Consider the following 16,183-nt stretch of genomic DNA (forward strand, 5'->3'; position numbering starts at 1 on the left):
TACTATGAAAACAAAAATCTTTGCCGCTGAACAGCGGGGCCAGAAAAACATCGGCTGGCTAATTAGCAACTTTACGTTTAGTTTCTCGTCCTACTATGACCCTGAGCGGGCGGGTTTCGGGCTACTACGAACCTTCAACGACGACTACGTCAAACCCGAGGGTGGCTTTGGTATCCACTCACACGTAAATATGGAAATCATCTCGATTCTGTTGCAGGGAAAGATGAACCACAAAGACAGTTTGGGGTATAGCGAAGTTGTAGAGGCAGACTGGGTTCAGATCATGAGTGCCGGTAGCGGCCTGCGTCACGAGGAGTACAACGTCGGCGATGAAGATGTCAATTTCCTACAAATCTGGATCGAGCCTAAGCAACAAAACATTTCTCCCCGTTACCAGCGGCGATCTTTTCCGGCCGAAAAGCGCAAAAATCAGCTGACTACCGTTGTCAGTTACGAAGAAGGTCAGGCACACTGCTGGATCAACCAGAACGCCCGCTTGATGCTAGGATACTTCGACGCGGACCAATCGGTCACACATTCGTTTCGGCCCCTCAACATGGCCCTGTTTCTGTTTGCCATCGAGGGTACTTTGTGCGTGGGCGATCAAACCCTCAACCGGCGTGATGGGCTGGGTATCTGGGATACCAGTGAGCTGACAATCGACTGCACGACCGACGCCCGTTTTCTGCTGATGGAAGTACCCATCAATCACTAAATTAGCTGAGCATTCTGACCAAGTACCCTATGGCAACAAAAGAGATTACAACGGAACGCTGGCCCGCGCTGCCCTACGCCGAGTGGAGGCAAACGCTTGAAACCCTGCATCTCTGGACACAGATCGTCGGCAAAATCCGGCTCCGGCAAACTCCCTGGATCAATCATTCCTGGCACGTATCGCTTTATGTAACGCCAACTGGGCTTACGACCGGCAGCATTCCCTATGACCTGGGTTTATTCCAAATTGATTTCGACTTTCTGGCTCACCAATTGGCGATCAAAACCAGTACTGGCGAACGGGTCAACATCGGCCTGTACCCTCGGTCCGTTGCCAATTTTTACACAGAAGTACTTGACACATTCCGGCAGTTGGGAATTGATATCACGATTCATGGTGCGCCCAATGAACTACCCATTGCTATTCCCTTTGCCGAGGACCAGGTACACCAATCCTACGATGCCGAAATGGTCGAACGCTTCTGGCAGGCCATTGTGAGTATGTACTCCGTATTTGTGCGGTTTCGGGCGGGCTATACCGGCAAATGCAGTCCAGTGCACTTTTTCTGGGGTAGTTTTGATCTGGCGGTTACCCGCTTTTCGGGGCGCCGGGCACCGCTCCATCCGGGTGGAGCCCCCAACCTGTCGGCTCGGGTCATGCAGGAAGCCTACTCGCACGAGGTAAGTTCGGCAGGTTTCTGGCCCGGCAACGCCCAATTTCCGGAGGCAGCGTTTTATTCCTACTGCTATCCTACCCCACCGGATTTTGGGCAGCAGCCGGTCGAGCCGGCCGGTGCTTACTTTCACCCCGAAATGGGAGAATTTATTCTGCCCTATGAGGTAGTGCGCCAGTCGGCTGAGCCGGAGCAGGCACTGCTGACATTTCTGCAAACTACCTACGATGCCGCCGTGTCGACTGCCCACTGGAACCGGGCCGAATTGGATTGCGACCTGAGTAGCTACGAATACCCATAAATAAGCTAGTATGGATTCCAGCATTTCAATTAACGCCGAAAGTGCCGTTACCACCATTATTATCCAACGTCCTTATAAACAGCAAGTTCAAGCGTATGAAAACTGGTTGCGGGAAATTGTACCGTTAGCCCAGGCGGCCTCGGGCCACCGGGGAGTAAACATTATTCGCCCGCATGGGATGAGCGATGAGTACACGATTGTGTTGCATTTTGATTCAGAGGCCAATCTGCGTCAATGGCTGGAATCCGACACGCGGAAGCGATTGATCGACAAAGTACGCCCCATCTTGAATGACGACGAAAAGGTTGATATCAAGACGGGCCTGGAATTCTGGTTTACTCCGCCCCAGGACCCGCCAGCCGCCCCTCGTTACAAGCAATTTTTGATTACGTTGTCGGCTATTTTCCCATTGGCGTTTCTGATTCCGCCCTTTCTCGCACCGCTGATAAAGTACTTTCCCTTCCTGACCATTCCGTTGATTAAAGCATTCATCACCAGCCTGATTATCGTTGGCCTGATGACGTTTGTCATTATGCCACGCTACGTTCGGCTCGTGGCCCGCTGGCTATACAAATCGTGAGTACTTGAAGTCCATCCAGATACCCCACTCGAGGTACTTATTAAAGTATATTTGAGGGGTAGTTTGGATTTCTAATTTCCAAGGACTCAAGCTTCCTTTAAAAAATAGCCTATGCTGTCAGGTACATGTGAATTTCTTTGTCGACGGTTAGACAAACGGCGGACCTTTTACGGCTTTCGGCTACTGGTCATGTTGTTCGCTTTGGGAATGCACTCCCCGGAAGTATGCGCACAGAATATAAATCGGCAACAGGTAAATAGTCTGCTCGCTGAGTTAGAAACCAGCCGACCCGATGATAAAAGACTTTCCATTTTACTCGAATTAGGTAAATTTCACATTTATAAACCCGGAGAATCCAAGGTTGACCTGGACAGTAGCCGGATGTACCTCGTTCAGGCTAAAAAACTGAGCGACTCGCTGCAATTAGTCACTCGCCAGCATGAGACTCAGACCCTGCTGATTGTCGCCGATCTGGAAGGTGGCAAAACAGCCACCGGACAATCTCGTTTTGCGGCTTTGATTGCCGATTGCCAGCGTTCAGGTGATCAGGAGGGCGAAGCCATTGCACGCTACCGTTTCGGCATCTGGCTACGCAATTATGCTCCTGACTCTGCCCGAGTCCTCACAAATTTTCGCCAGGTAGCCGCAATTTACCGGACGTTGCACAGGCCGATAGACGAAATCAATGCGCTAAAAGAAGTTGCCGTTACGCATCTGTACGAGGGTAAGCTGGTACTTGCCGAGTCGGAACTACTAGACGTTCTCAGTCGCTACAAAGCGATAAACTACCCAAAACTTCATTACACCTACAATCTGCTATCCATGATTGGCCGACAAAAAGGGAATTTGAATGAGGGTTTAAGGTATGGATTACTTTGTATAGAAAGTATGAAAAGAACGGCCGACACCGTTTCGGCAGCGGCTTTTTATGGCGATCTCGCTCAGATCTATGACATAGCTGGTAATCACCCGAAAGCGATCGAATGGTACGAGAAGTCGTTTGCAGCCTGGCGTCAGGAGCGACTACCCAATTTTGCCTTGTACCATACAGCGGGTATCATTGCCAAGGAACTCATAACACAACAAAAACCAGAGGAAGCGCTCCGTTTTTTTCAAAATCTGGTCAAAGAAATTCCGACGAATACGATTATTCAGAAAGGTTGTGTAGCGCAGAATCTGGCGTACTGCTACAATGCCCAGAAAAAGTACGGACTGGCCGAACGCTACTATCAGGAAGCGCTGTACTGGTACGAGCAAAATAAGCTCGATTTTGAAGGGTCACTGCGAATCAGGCAGGAATTGGGTACGTTTTATGTCAAGCAAAAGCGATACAAGGAAGCAGGTTATTATTTAACGAAAGCGCTGACTATTCTCCCCGAGAAAAATGCCTTATCTACGTTGAGAGATATTCATTTTATGCTGTTTAAGGTAGATTCAGCCCAAGGAAACTACTTATCAGCCATTAGTCATTTTGACCTATATAAGACCTTTAACGATTCCCTCTTCAACGAATCCAGAAGCAAACAGTTGACTCAGTTGCAGTTTCAGTACGATACCCGAGCGAAGGAGCAAAACATCGCACTTTTGACCCAGCAAAGTGAACTCCAGCAATCGGCGCTTGAGCGGGCCGAAACAACGCGAAATGCGATGCTGATCGGTGCGGTTTTGCTGGTGGGACTTTTGGGAGTAAGCTACAACCGCTATCGGCTCAAACAACGCAGCAACCAATTGCTGGAAACCAAACAACTCGAAATCAACCAAAAAAACCAATCGCTCCAGGAGATGCTGACGGAGAAGGAATGGATGCTCAAAGAGATTCATCATCGGGTAAAAAACAATTTGCAGATCATTACCAGTCTGTTGAATGCTCAGGCTGACTACCTCCACGATACTACCGCGCTGGCCGCTATTCGGGAAAGCCAGAATCGAGTCCAGGCGATGGCTCTTATTCACCAGAAGCTGTATCAGTCCGATCACCTTTCCACGGTCGATATGGCCGAATATATCAACGAAGTAGTAAACTACCTGCTGGAATCATTTAACTGCCAGCTATCCATTCAGACGGTTCTGAATGTGGTACCTCTCCAGATCGACGTCAACCTGGCGATACCCCTTGGTTTGATTATCAACGAGGCTATAACCAATTCGCTAAAATATGCTTTTCCCCAACCGATGTATAGTGCGGAAAATCCTGGAGTCATCTATATCACCCTCAGGTCAGAAGGTGAACATATTTGCCAGCTTCTTATCCAGGATAACGGAGTAGGCCTGCCAGCCGGGTTCGACCCAAACGAAACGAGTACCCTGGGGCTGACGATGATCCAGGGGCTAAGCCGCCAGATCGGGGGAAAATTACACATTGAACGAGAATCGGGGGTAGGTATACGGTTGAATTTTAGCCCCAACCAAAAAATAGAATAGCCTTAAGGGAGGCATTCTGCTTTGATAGTATCAACATTCGGAAAGGCAGAGTAGTAAGGCCTTAATTCTCAGACATTTGTGTATCTTGGTGGCATGCTGATCCCTAATTTTTTGATCCGGGCTTCCAGAGTTGTTGGTTTGAGATTCAGTAATTCGGCTGCTCCTCCCCTCCCCCGGATGCGCCCGCCCGATTGAGTCAGAGCAGCGAGGATCGCGGATCGCATGGTATCGTCGATAGGCTGTATGTGTTCGATGCGTTGCCCTGTATCCAGTGGACCATTAGCCAGTAAGACCGAACGGAGTGGCTCGGCCAGCTCCAACGTAGTTGATCGTGACAAAATAGCGGCTCTCTCAAGTACATGCTCCAGTTCCCGGATGTTTCCTGGCCAGTCATACGTAAGTAGTTGATTCATGGAATCGGTGGCAATACCAGTCAGAGGTTTTCCTAGCTTTTTACTAATGCCTTTCAGAAAATGCAGAGCCAGCATCTGAATATCTTCGGTCCGTTCGCGCAGGGGCGGTACAAGAATTGGAAACACATTGAGCCGGTAGTACAGATCTGACCTGAATCGCCCCCCGGCTACCTCCTGTTGCAAATTCCGATTAGTAGCTGCAATAATCCTGACATCGATATGTATAGTACTTTTGCCACCGATGCGCTCAATTTCCTTTTCCTGAATAGCCCGTAGGATCTTCGCCTGTAATTCAAGGGGTAATTCGCCAATCTCATCCAGAAACAAGGTTCCTCCATTCGCCAGCTCAAATTTACCGATCCGTTTTTCAGTTGCGCCCGTAAAGCTACCTCTTTCGTGGCCAAACAATTCCGATTCAATTAGCTGAGCGGGTAAGGCCGCGCAGTTGATCTTGATAATGGCATGCCTCTTGCGGGGTGAGCGATTGTGCACGGCACGGGCTACCAATTCCTTGCCCGTTCCGGTCTCGCCCATAATCAACACGGTGGCATCTGTAGCTGCTACCTGTTCGATATGGGTAAATACACGCTGAATGGCTGGGCTGTGGCCAATGATTTCCCCGAAATTGTGGTTAGTCTTGATCTCATCGGTCAGATAGGTTTTTTCCTGCTCCAGCCGCTCACTTAGCCGCTTAATCCGATCAAATGCCAGTACATTATCCAGCACCAGCGCCATCTGGACATTGATATCTTGCAATGTGTGCAGGTCTTTGTATGTAAAGGCGTACGGTGATTTGCTGGCCAGGATAAGCGAGGCGGCTGGTCGGTCGCTGATGAAAATAGGAGCGTACATGATCGACTGTATCCCCATTTCTTTTCGATATAACTCACCAATTACATTATCGATGGCCTGGTTGGTAAATTGAAACCCTACATGTAAAGTAGGTTTGGCCAGACAGATACGTAGTGCCGCCAGAGCATCCTGCCGGGCTGATTGGCTGATTGTAGTGTATAAGAATAAAGACTGAAATTCCAGTGGTTCAAATCGTCCCTTGTTTTTCTGTATTGTCTTTATCCTATCATTTTCAGATGGTTGTTCTTGATCGATTTGGTAGAGTGCCAATAAATCGAGAGGTAACAATTCATTAATCGAGTGAGCCACCCGCACCAGCATAGTATTTACACTTTCCTCAGTCCGATAGGCATTAGCAATCGCCAGTTCGATAGCCTTGATCTGCCGACGTCTCTCGAGCTCCTCATAAGCCAGAAGATTATCCAAAGCTAGTGCAATCTGGGGGCAGATCATACTCACCGTCTGGTAGTCCGTATCCGTAAAGCTAGTAGTAGGCGATGTAGTTGCCAGCGTAATGATAATGAGTGAGTTGCGCTTCAACGCGATAGGGAACAGAGCCATTGAGCGAACATTAAACTTATCCCGATAAGCCCGCGCCATAGCGTACTTCTTACAAAGCTGGTCAAATGAGTCGTCAGTAAACAGGCCGGTTTGTTCTCCCATACGGTCCGGTATCTTGTGATCATGTTTCTCAATTGACGATTCTTCACCATCCTGTGCCAATAATGTCGCTTTATTTATTCGCTTAAAAGTATTGTCGCGGGCTCTTTCCAACATGAGCCAATAGAACGACGATTCTTCAGGAAGATCAATCTGGAAAATAATAAAAGAAAATGGCACAAATCGATTGATCTGTTCCGCGATAGCCTCGCAAAAAAGTTCACGCTCTTGTATGTTTATAATGGCATTGTTGACGGCAATCTGCATGCTTTGCTGTTGCCGCAGTTTGGCTTCTTCACTGTGGGCGTGGCGATAACGGGCAATTTCCAGAGTCGAGAGCACATCTTTCTCCCGGAATGGTTTGGTCAGAAAGCCAAATGGCTGGGTCACCTTAGCTGCTGCGAGCAGGTTGTCTGTCAGATTAGCGGACAGAAATACAAACGGGATGGCCTGCTTGTTGAGCCAATGGGCTAAATCGATTCCCGTTTCCTGCCCGTTGAGGAAAATGTCCAGTAGTATGATGTCGGGCCGTTGGCTGTTTACCCATTCCTTCGCCTCGGGAACGGACCCGGCTACTCCCTTAATCTGGTAGCCCCCCTTCATCAAGATGCGCCGCAGATCATTGGCAATCAGGAATTCATCCTCCACAATGAGCAGGGAAGGTAGGGTACTTAGTTCGGTAACTGGCAGCATATCGGTTCAGTAATGTTTACCGATCATAAAGATACGACTCCAAGGTAACTGCTGCTACCTACTCCAATATATTGGAGAGTCCATCATTTTGGAGAAAAAAAACTTTCATTTATTTATATAAGTTCCTGATTTTTATATGTTTACTGTAAAAACATAATAGTATACTAGTTGTGGTACTGAATTAGTCAATGATACGGAAGTAGTGACTGATCCTTTAATTAGTGTACCTCATGCAACGCTTCCATCTGCAAGAACCTCTGTCGATAAGAACTTTTGAACTCGACCAATGGACTACCCCTGATCGTCCGCCTGACTGTTATACCCTCATTCTCGTTTTGTCGGGGGAAGGATACCATACTATTAACGGAAATCAGTTTGCCTACTTTCCAGGTGATGTTTTCTACCTTAGTGTTCAGGACCAATACAATTTTCGGATAACGCAGCGTACAAAATTCTGTTGGCTCTCTTTCTCTACAGCGCTAGTCAGTAAACTGAGGACAACGGGCGACCATGCGTGGAATTATCTCAATCTGTCCATTTCACCCTGTCCGGGGCCGATTGCTCCCAATTCAGTAGATCAGGGTAATTTACAGGGCCTAGCCGCCATTCTCCTATCAGAAACAAAAAGTCTTCGTCCCTTAATCAGTAATCCTATTATCGAAGGTTTAGTAAAAACACTGCTCAGTCTGGTCGATCGCTTACTCACCCAGCGCGGGGCAGTTGCAATAGCCCAATCCACCTATTCATCGGATGTAATACAGCGGGTAATCGCGTACATCAATCAGAACATTGGCGAGCCACACCGATTGCGAATGGATACCCTGGCTGATGAATTCAACTATTCCCCTGGTCATTTGAATGCGCTTTTCCGACAACATGCCGGTGATTCTATTCGGCAGTTTATCATGAGACACAAACTCAAACTGGTGGCCATAAAACTTCGTAACAGCTCACTGACGGTTTCCCAGATTGCGGACGAATTTGGATTCACTGACGTGTGCCACCTCAACAAGCATTTCAAACGTCACTACAAGCACACACCTACATTGTACCGACAGAGTTTCCCAAAATGAGTGCGCCTGGAGAGCTCATCCCTGCTTAATCGCCTACGTGTAGAGAGGCTACCCTTACACTTATTGTAAGCAGTTCAGGACTTATACTTCAATATTTCATAACGTATTGAATCCACCAACGGCTGCCGGGTGCCGTGAGAAATGGGCTAGGGATTCAAGTCGATAAACTCTTTCCATTTTCCAGGCACAAGGAAGCGTATCAATATACTGAGCGAAGCGGCTACATGTGAAAAGTTGTCTTGAAATCAACTGAAAGCAATTCAATGGTACCGCCTGGGAGGCTTGGGCTGGCAATCGCGGATTTTCTACCAAGGGGCCAATTTTCTCAACTGAATGATAGGTCTAGTACAAAACATTGAAACAAGTGATGTTGTATTGTTCATCAGGTAGACAAGCGCGGTTTGTTATACGCTCCCTCACTCTCCCCGGTCAATGAAAGTAGCCCCCGATTTTATGAGATGGCAGTTTGATACTTGTATCAGGCACTATGGCAGCAGCTACCCTGGCCGTTTACGAATCTCAAAAAACGAGCGGAATGAAAGAAGGCAACTGTTTGGCTTAATACCCTACTTGTATCCTTAGGAATGGGTGCATTGCGCCTTTCAAATAGTGAAGAAAGTATATCGAAAAAATGCTTCTGGACGATGAATGACCCTGAGAAAGGGCTGGCAAGGGACATCAAGCGGATCAGGCTGATCCCCATTATTCCCAACTTGCTGGGCATCACATGCCAGACCACCAACATGGGCTTTGCGCCGGTTGCCCGGATTGGCATTCTGCCGACTGTGCCGGGCGTACCCATGTAGCTAGAGCAACTCTTCCTCCATTTGTTCGACATCGCCATCAGGTTTTCAAAAAACGACGTGCCGCTAGAGATATCCCTCTCCTGCCGGGACTATATATATCCAAGCAGAGCAAGACGTACCCCTACGAAAATCGGTACGTCGAGATAAGGGTCACCGACAACGGTATGGGAATCAAAGGTTCCCAACTCGAAAGGATCTTCGACATGTTCTCCCAACTCTCTTCGGAAGCGGTTCAGGAAGGGACTACTGGGATGGGCCTGAGCATCTGCCGATAAATAATCCGCAATCACGGCGGTCAGATAACCACCTTTTCTGAGACTAGGCATAGGCTCCTCCGTTTCGATCATTCTTCCCATCAGTTAGATGGGCGTTCGCCCCTAGCTCCCTGGCGTTCTTTTCCTGAGCCCTAATCCATCTGTACGGGGCGCCGGGGAATGAGAGTTGAGCCAGGAAAGAGTGCGGGCAGGGAGCAGCATACGCATCGGCGAGAGGAAGGCCCTCCCCTTCCTGATACAGGGTACCCTGTAAAAAACCAGGCACGGGTTGCTCACAGCTGGCAACGTCTGATCCATGGTACCGCACCTGGGTCTTTTCACCACCTGCCCATTATCTAGTAGTTCAGTCATCTGTATAAATGCTAAAAAGGTTCTAACTGGCATGAATTTTATTCCAGGTTGAGGATGTTGTCAAACACACGGAATTAGACTAATCAGCAATAGGCACATGTTGTCCGAAACCCATACCAAAGCGCGAACGCTGGGAGTGAATTTTAGTGATGAGGGTACTGCATCCATCGTTTTGTGGGCCCCTAAGTCCTCTTCGGCTAGCGTATTGATAGAAGCCAAACAGCGTACCATCACTTTGGAAAAGAAAGAATACGGCTATTGGTCATTAGAAACGGAAGAAGTCAAGCCCGGGGACGAGTATTTATTTGTGCTCGATGATGGCAAAGAATTCCCCGATCCGGCTTCGTTATCACAGCCCGGCGGCGTTCATGGCTTGTCCCGGGCGGTCGACTTGAAGTCATTCGCCTGGACTGATGGCGATTGGCAAAACATCGATCTGGAGTCTTACCTCATCTACGAGGTACACACTGGTACCTACACCAGCGAGGGTACCTTCGCAGCAATGGAAGCCAAACTGGATTACCTCGTCGATCTGGGAATTACTGCCATTGAAATCATGCCGGTCGCTCAGTTTTCCGGGGATCGAAACTGGGGTTACGATGGCGTGCTGCCGTTCTGCGTGCAGAACTCGTATGGCGGCGCGGAAGCCCTGCAACATCTGGTCGACAAGTGCCATGAGAAAGGACTGGCGGTTATACTGGATGTGGTTTTCAACCATATCGGTCCGGAGGGAAACAACCTGGATCACTTTGGGCACTATTTCACCGATAAATACCACACGCCCTGGGGCAATGCAATCAATTTTGATGATGCCTGGTGCGACGGGGTCCGGAAGTTTTTCAAAGAAAACGCCCTCATGTGGTTTCGGGACTTTCATATCGACGCCCTAAGGCTGGATGCCGTCCATGCCATCAAGGATTTCAGTCCGGTGCATATTCTGAAAGAAATAAAACTGGAGGTGGAACAACTGATGTGGGAGACGGGTCGGCTACACTACCTGATCGTCGAACTCGACCTGAACGATAATCGCTTTATCAATCCGGTCGATCAGGGTGGCTACGGGATGGACGCGCAATGGATCGACGAATTTCACCATGCTCTGCGGGTGAGTTCAGGGCAGCCCGGGACCGGCTATTATTCCGATTTCGACGGAGTGGCTTCGCTGGCAAAGTCTTACGAAGACGCTTACGTATATGACGGTGCGTTCTCGGAACATCGTAAGAAAAAATTCGGGATCAAAGCCTCAGGAAATGCGGGTCGCCAGTTCGTGGTTTTTTCGCAGAATCACGATCACGTGGGCAACCGGATGCTGGGAGAAAGGTCGAGCCAGCTCGTCAGTCCCTCCATGCAGAAGCTCATGGCCGGGGCGGTTTTGGTGAGCCCGTACCTGCCCTTGCTATTCATGGGTGAAGAGTACGCCGAGCCTAACCCCTTCCTGTATTTTGTGAGCCATACCGATCCCGAACTGGCTGAGGCAGTGCGTAAGGGCCGGAAAAAGGAATTCAGCGCCTTTCACCTGGAGGGTGAGGCACCGGATCCGATGGCCGGAGAAACGTTCAATAACAGCAAGCTGCAGTGGGACTTGCCGGACACAGAACCGCACCGCACCATGCTGGGCTATTATAAAAATCTGATTGCAATCCGGAAAAAATACCCGGCGCTAAATAAACTGAACAGGTGGAATCTGCGCGTAGCGCATGACCCGTCAAGGCAGACTCTAACGCTCATTCGCTCCCATAACGAACAGCAGGTGGTGTGTTTCATGAATTTCTCGAAAGGAAGCCATGAAGCCGAACTACCTGACACACCGGGAACGTGGCACAAGCTGCTGGGTTCTTCGGACCCGCAGTGGGGTGGGCAAATCCTCATGCCGGAATCGGTATCAGGTAGGTCTCTCCTGACTCTGCCGCCTGAATCATTTACACTTTATATTAACCAAAATGAATAATCCGATCGCCACCTACCGGCTTCAGTTCCACAAGGACTTCACGTTCAAAGACCTGCTTGGTCTGATCCCCTACCTGCATGACCTGGGCGTTGGGACCATCTATGCCTCCCCTGTTTTCAAATCAACGGAAGGCAGCACGCATGGGTACGACGGCGTCGACCCGAACCAGATCGACCCGGAGATCGGCACGCTGGAAGAACTGAAATCAATCAGTAATACTATGAAGGAGCTTGGCATGGGCTGGCTGCAGGACATTGTCCCCAACCACATGGCGTTTCATTCCGAAAACCCCTGGCTAACGGACCTGCTGGAAAAAGGCAAGCAGTCGCTCTACTCCTCTTACTTTGACATTGCCTGGAACAGCCGGCTGTTCCAGGGCAAACTGATGGTGCCTTTCCTGGGTTCGGACCTGAATGAAATCCTCGAACAGGAAGCGATCGGGGTGGAATACGACGGCAGGCGGTTTGTATTGAAATACGAAGATGCCACCTACCCGCTCAGTCCGGAATCGTACCTGCTGGTTCTGGATTCGGACATATGCCAGGGTACCCAGGCACTGCAGCAAATTGTTTCGCAAATCAGGCAAATCAACGAAATCGAAGATTCGGCCGTTTTTTCTTCCCGTTGGGACGAGCTGCTGGCGCAGCTTGCTTCTCTTCGGAAAGGAGAAGCGGAAGGGACAATGATCGAGGCCTGTCTGAACAAGCTGAACGCCGATAAAGACTCTCTGAGAAAAGTGATCGACCGCCAATCGTATGTGTTGTGTAATTGGCAAAAAACGGAATCTCAGATCAATTTCCGGCGTTTTTTCACCATCAACGGGTTGATCTGCCTTAACATCCAGAATCCGGAGGTTTTTGCCAAGTATCACCACCTGACTAAAGCCCTCGTGCAGGAGGGTGTGTTTCAGGGGTTGCGAATCGACCACATCGACGGACTTTTCGATCCCGCTGACTACATGACGAAAATCAGGGAGCTGGCGGGAAACGACACCTTCGTGGTGGTCGAAAAAATCCTAGAAAGAGCCGAAGACCTACCCAAAGACTGGCCCATACAGGGTACCACGGGGTATGAGTTTCTGGCCTGGGTCAACAACCTGATGACCGACACCACACGTAAAAAAACGTTCACCGACTTTTACCGGCAACTGACCGGAATGGACGAAACGCTTGAAGACCAATTGATGGCGAAAAAGTCGTCCATCCTCTACGATCACATGGGCGGTGAGCTGGACAACCTGCTCCACCTTTTTGTGGAGCTGGATCTGGTCGAAAAAGAGGTGATCGAAAAATTGGGTAGTGATACCTTCAGAAAAGTGATTGGCTCTTTTCTGATCCATTGCCCCGTGTACCGGTATTACGGCAATTCGTTGCCGTTCAGCCCCAACGAAGGGGCCGCATTGGCGCAGATACTGAATGTGATAAAGGAAAAACAGCCGGAGCTGTTGGAAGGAATATCAGAGTTTGAAAAGGTACTTCTGGAACGGACGGGCTATGGCGATCCGGAATATAACGCCAGGGTTCTCCAGTTCTATCAGCGGTGCATGCAGTTCACCGGGCCGCTGATGGCCAAGGGGGGGAAGATACGCTCATGTACACCAACAACCGGTTTGTGGGCCATAATGATGTGGGCGATTCTCCCGAAAACTTCGGATTAAAGCCAAAGGATTTTCATAAAAAAATGAAAAATCGCCAGGAAAACTGGCCATTAGGTTTGAACGCCACCTCGACCCACGATACCAAAAGAGGAGAGGACGTGCGCGCCCGGCTCAATGTGCTGACTGAATTGTCCACCGAATTTTTTGAACACATCCGTAAGTGGGTGGATCTGAACGCACCCCTGAGGAAGTCGGAAAATATACCCGACACCAATGATGAATATTTGATTTATCAGACCCTCCTGGGTGCGTTTCCTATGGATGCGGAAGACGAAAAGGGTTTTGGCGAACGCATGGAGGAGTATATTCAGAAAGCGCTTCGGGAAGCCAAAGTACATACAAATTGGGCGGAACCGAATGAAGAATACGAGAACGGTGCAAAACGATTCGCCCGTTCGCTACTCGATAAAAAAAGCTCCTTCTGGCAGGACTTCGCCCCTTTTTATCAGGATGTCGCTGAGTTCGGTATCATCAATTCATTGGCACAGACGCTCCTAAAATTCACTTTGCCGGGAACGCCGGATGTCTACCAGGGTTGCGAGCTCTGGGACTTCAGCCTGGTGGACCCAGATAACCGCCGGCCGGTGGATTTTGCAAAGAGAAAACACTTGCTGGCCAAATTTGAAAAATCGGATGATCAGCAGGGTCTTTTAAAGCAACTCTGGCAAGATCGCCACGATGCCGGGATCAAACTCTGGCTCACCCGGCAGTTGTTTCATTTGCGGCGGCAGAACGCGCGCTTATTTTCAGAAGGAAGCTACATTCCCCTCAAAGTACAAGGGGCTTTGAAAGAACACGTTTTTGCTTTTGCCAGGATACACCGGCAGACCGCCCTGATTGTGGCGGTACCTTTACAAACGGCCTCCGTTTGCCGGGCGCAGCAAACCGATTTTTTCGGCATAGACTGGCAGGATACGAAAATCGTCCTCCCTCCCCGGCTGGATTCTCCGTGGGAGCTTGTACTGAATGGCACGCAGGAGAGCTACCAGGACAAGATACCAGTGGCAGGCCTTTTCCAACGGTTTCCGGCCGCAATCCTCAAAGGCGTGAAGCCGGAAAACAAGCGCCGTGCCGGTATTTTGCTGCACATTTCGTCGCTCAGTTCCCCATTCGGAATTGGTGATCTGGGGCCGGAGGCGTACCGCTTTGCTGACTTCCTGAACCGGAGTAAGCAGCGGGTCTGGCAGTTGCTGCCATTGAACCCCACCGAGAGCGGGCAGGGGCATTCTCCTTATAGCGCCCTTTCCAGTCAGGCAGGCAATTCGTTGCTGATCAGTCTGGAATTACTGGCAGAGGCAGGACTTCTCGACGGCGTGGACCTGGCCGATTACCAACTGCCCGAAAGTAAGAAGGTGGATTTTGAAAAGGCGGTGCAAGTCAGGAATGAACTTATGGAAAAAGCGTACAGTAACTTTAAGAGCAAAAACGACGAATTGGCTACCAGGAATTTTGAGAAGTTCTGCGTAGAAAACGAACCATGGCTGGAAGATTTTTCGCTCTATATGGTACTGCGTGACCGGCACAACCAAAAACCGTGGACAGAATGGGAGGAACAGTATCGCCTCAGAGACGCCGGAGCGTTAAGTGCATTTTCATCTGAAAACGCGGATGCTATCAGGTTCGTCAAATGGGTGCAGTTTGTGTTCGATACGCAGTGGAAATCATTGAAAAACTACTGCCACAATCTGGATATCAAACTCCTGGGCGACATGCCCTTCTATGTCAGCTACAATTCATCGGATGTGTGGTCAAACCGGGATCTTTTCATGCTCGATGAGGATGGAAAGATTGCCGGCATTGCGGGGGTACCACCCGATGCCTTTTCGGCTACGGGGCAACTTTGGGGCATGCCGGTTTTTGCCTGGAAAAACCATAAGGAGGACGGCTATCAATGGTGGATACACCGCCTGAAAAAAAATGTCGAGCTTTTTGACATCATACGACTGGATCACTTCCGTGCTTTCGTGGATTACTGGGTCGTACCGGGTGGAGAAAAAGTGGCTACAAACGGTAAATGGGAAGCCGGTCCGGACGCTGCATTCTTTCAGGCCGTGGAGCAAGCCCTGGGGAAGCTGCCTTTTATTGCGGAAGACCTGGGCGAAATAAGTCCGGCGGTGTATGCATTGCGCGATCAGTTCCGGCTGCCGGGTATGAAGGTGCTGCAATTTTCCTTCGATGAAAACATGCCCCAATCCGATCATATACCGCACGCATATTCCCCGAATTTTATTGCCTACACCGGGACGCACGACAACAATACAATGGTCGGCTGGTACCGGAAGGATGCTGACGAAGCAACGCGCGACCGATTTGAAACCTATGCCGGAACTGAAGTAAACGAGCTGAACGTAAGCCGGGTAGCTGCCAGGCTGGTCTATTCGTCTGTAGCCGAGACGGCCATTCTGCCCGCTCAGGATGCTCTGGGATTGGATGAATCTGCTAAGATGAACAGCCCCGGAACCGGTGATAACAACTGGGCCTGGCGCTTGTTGCCCGGACAACTCGATAAAGCCACCGAAACACATCTGGCCCAATGGACGGTTTTGTATGACCGGGACTGAGTCTTGTTATTTTGACGGTAACGCACATGATCGGGGGAATATTAAAAGCACCTCAATGTTTCAGCCAATAGTTTTGATTGCCAAGCGATCTGTTTAGCCTCAGAGTGCATGGATAAAGTCCATGATCTTTCAGGGCTTATGCCAGGGTATTGGCTGGTATGAGTTTTTAAAATCAAGAACCAGAATAAAGGTAGCACACCATAA

The 16,183-nt window shown here is 49.5% G+C and carries 12 protein-coding genes; 10 read left to right on the forward strand and 2 right to left on the reverse strand.

The genetic code is table 11. The annotated features are described in order from the left end of the window. The first annotated feature begins 4 nt into the window (after positions 1–4). The 4 genes from GBK04_RS29015 to GBK04_RS29030 all read left to right on the forward strand — a co-directional run bounded on the left by GBK04_RS29015 (position 5) and on the right by GBK04_RS29030 (position 4,690). Positions 5–715 carry a pirin family protein gene (locus tag GBK04_RS29015; protein ID WP_152766616.1) on the forward strand — a complete coding sequence of 237 codons (711 nt, stop codon included), beginning with the start codon at positions 5–7 and terminating at the stop codon, positions 713–715. Between the two features lie 29 nt (positions 716–744). After that, positions 745–1,689 carry a DUF5996 family protein gene (locus GBK04_RS29020; protein WP_152766618.1) on the forward strand — a complete coding sequence of 315 codons (945 nt, stop codon included), beginning with the start codon at positions 745–747 and terminating at the stop codon, positions 1,687–1,689. A 10-nt stretch (positions 1,690–1,699) separates the two neighbouring features. Next, positions 1,700–2,269, forward strand: coding sequence for an antibiotic biosynthesis monooxygenase (locus tag GBK04_RS29025; protein WP_152766620.1), 570 nt, complete (start codon positions 1,700–1,702; stop codon positions 2,267–2,269). Positions 2,270–2,380: 111 nt separating this feature from the next. After that, positions 2,381–4,690: a histidine kinase dimerization/phosphoacceptor domain -containing protein gene (locus GBK04_RS29030; RefSeq protein ID WP_152766622.1), complete on the forward strand. Its 2,310-nt coding sequence runs from the start codon at positions 2,381–2,383 to the stop codon at positions 4,688–4,690. Between the two features lie 68 nt (positions 4,691–4,758). Here GBK04_RS29030 and GBK04_RS29035 read toward each other — a convergent pair whose 3' ends face one another. Continuing rightward, positions 4,759–7,308 carry a sigma 54-interacting transcriptional regulator gene (locus tag GBK04_RS29035; RefSeq protein WP_152766624.1) on the reverse strand — a complete coding sequence of 850 codons (2,550 nt, stop codon included), beginning with the start codon at positions 7,306–7,308 and terminating at the stop codon, positions 4,759–4,761. A gap of 230 nt (positions 7,309–7,538) precedes the next feature. On the opposite strand from GBK04_RS29035, the gene GBK04_RS29040 reads away from it, so the two are divergent. From GBK04_RS29040 to GBK04_RS31400, 3 genes are all read left to right on the forward strand, one after another. Then, positions 7,539–8,381, forward strand: a complete 843-nt coding sequence (locus GBK04_RS29040; protein WP_152766626.1) for a helix-turn-helix domain-containing protein — start codon at positions 7,539–7,541, stop codon at positions 8,379–8,381. Between the two features lie 644 nt (positions 8,382–9,025). Then, positions 9,026–9,187 (forward strand): hypothetical protein, encoded by a 162-nt coding sequence (locus GBK04_RS31395; protein ID WP_373331520.1) that lies wholly within the window; start codon positions 9,026–9,028, stop codon positions 9,185–9,187. A gap of 164 nt (positions 9,188–9,351) precedes the next feature. Beyond that, positions 9,352–9,462 carry a hypothetical protein gene (locus tag GBK04_RS31400; protein WP_373331521.1) on the forward strand — a complete coding sequence of 37 codons (111 nt, stop codon included), beginning with the start codon at positions 9,352–9,354 and terminating at the stop codon, positions 9,460–9,462. A gap of 43 nt (positions 9,463–9,505) precedes the next feature. Here the strand turns inward: GBK04_RS31400 and GBK04_RS29050 are convergent, their stop codons facing one another. Next, positions 9,506–9,727 (reverse strand): hypothetical protein, encoded by a 222-nt coding sequence (locus GBK04_RS29050; protein ID WP_152766630.1) that lies wholly within the window; start codon positions 9,725–9,727, stop codon positions 9,506–9,508. A gap of 183 nt (positions 9,728–9,910) precedes the next feature. Here GBK04_RS29050 and treZ point away from each other — a divergent pair, with 183 nt between their 5' ends. Genes treZ through malQ form a run of 3 tightly spaced genes read left to right on the forward strand, consistent with a single transcriptional unit; the run spans position 9,911 to position 15,979 of the window. Continuing rightward, positions 9,911–11,761 carry a malto-oligosyltrehalose trehalohydrolase gene (gene treZ / locus GBK04_RS29055; protein WP_152766632.1) on the forward strand — a complete coding sequence of 617 codons (1,851 nt, stop codon included), beginning with the start codon at positions 9,911–9,913 and terminating at the stop codon, positions 11,759–11,761. Then, positions 11,754–13,418: an alpha-amylase family glycosyl hydrolase gene (locus GBK04_RS31405; RefSeq protein ID WP_373331522.1), complete on the forward strand. Its 1,665-nt coding sequence runs from the start codon at positions 11,754–11,756 to the stop codon at positions 13,416–13,418. Before treZ ends, GBK04_RS31405 begins: the two co-directional genes overlap by 8 nt. After that, positions 13,352–15,979 (forward strand): 4-alpha-glucanotransferase, encoded by a 2,628-nt coding sequence (gene malQ, locus GBK04_RS31410; protein WP_373331523.1) that lies wholly within the window; start codon positions 13,352–13,354, stop codon positions 15,977–15,979. Before GBK04_RS31405 ends, malQ begins: the two co-directional genes overlap by 67 nt. Positions 15,980–16,183 lie beyond the last annotated feature (204 nt).

Origin of the sequence: Salmonirosea aquatica (assembly GCF_009296315.1) — a bacterium.
GTDB lineage: Bacteria > Bacteroidota > Bacteroidia > Cytophagales > Spirosomataceae > Salmonirosea > Salmonirosea aquatica.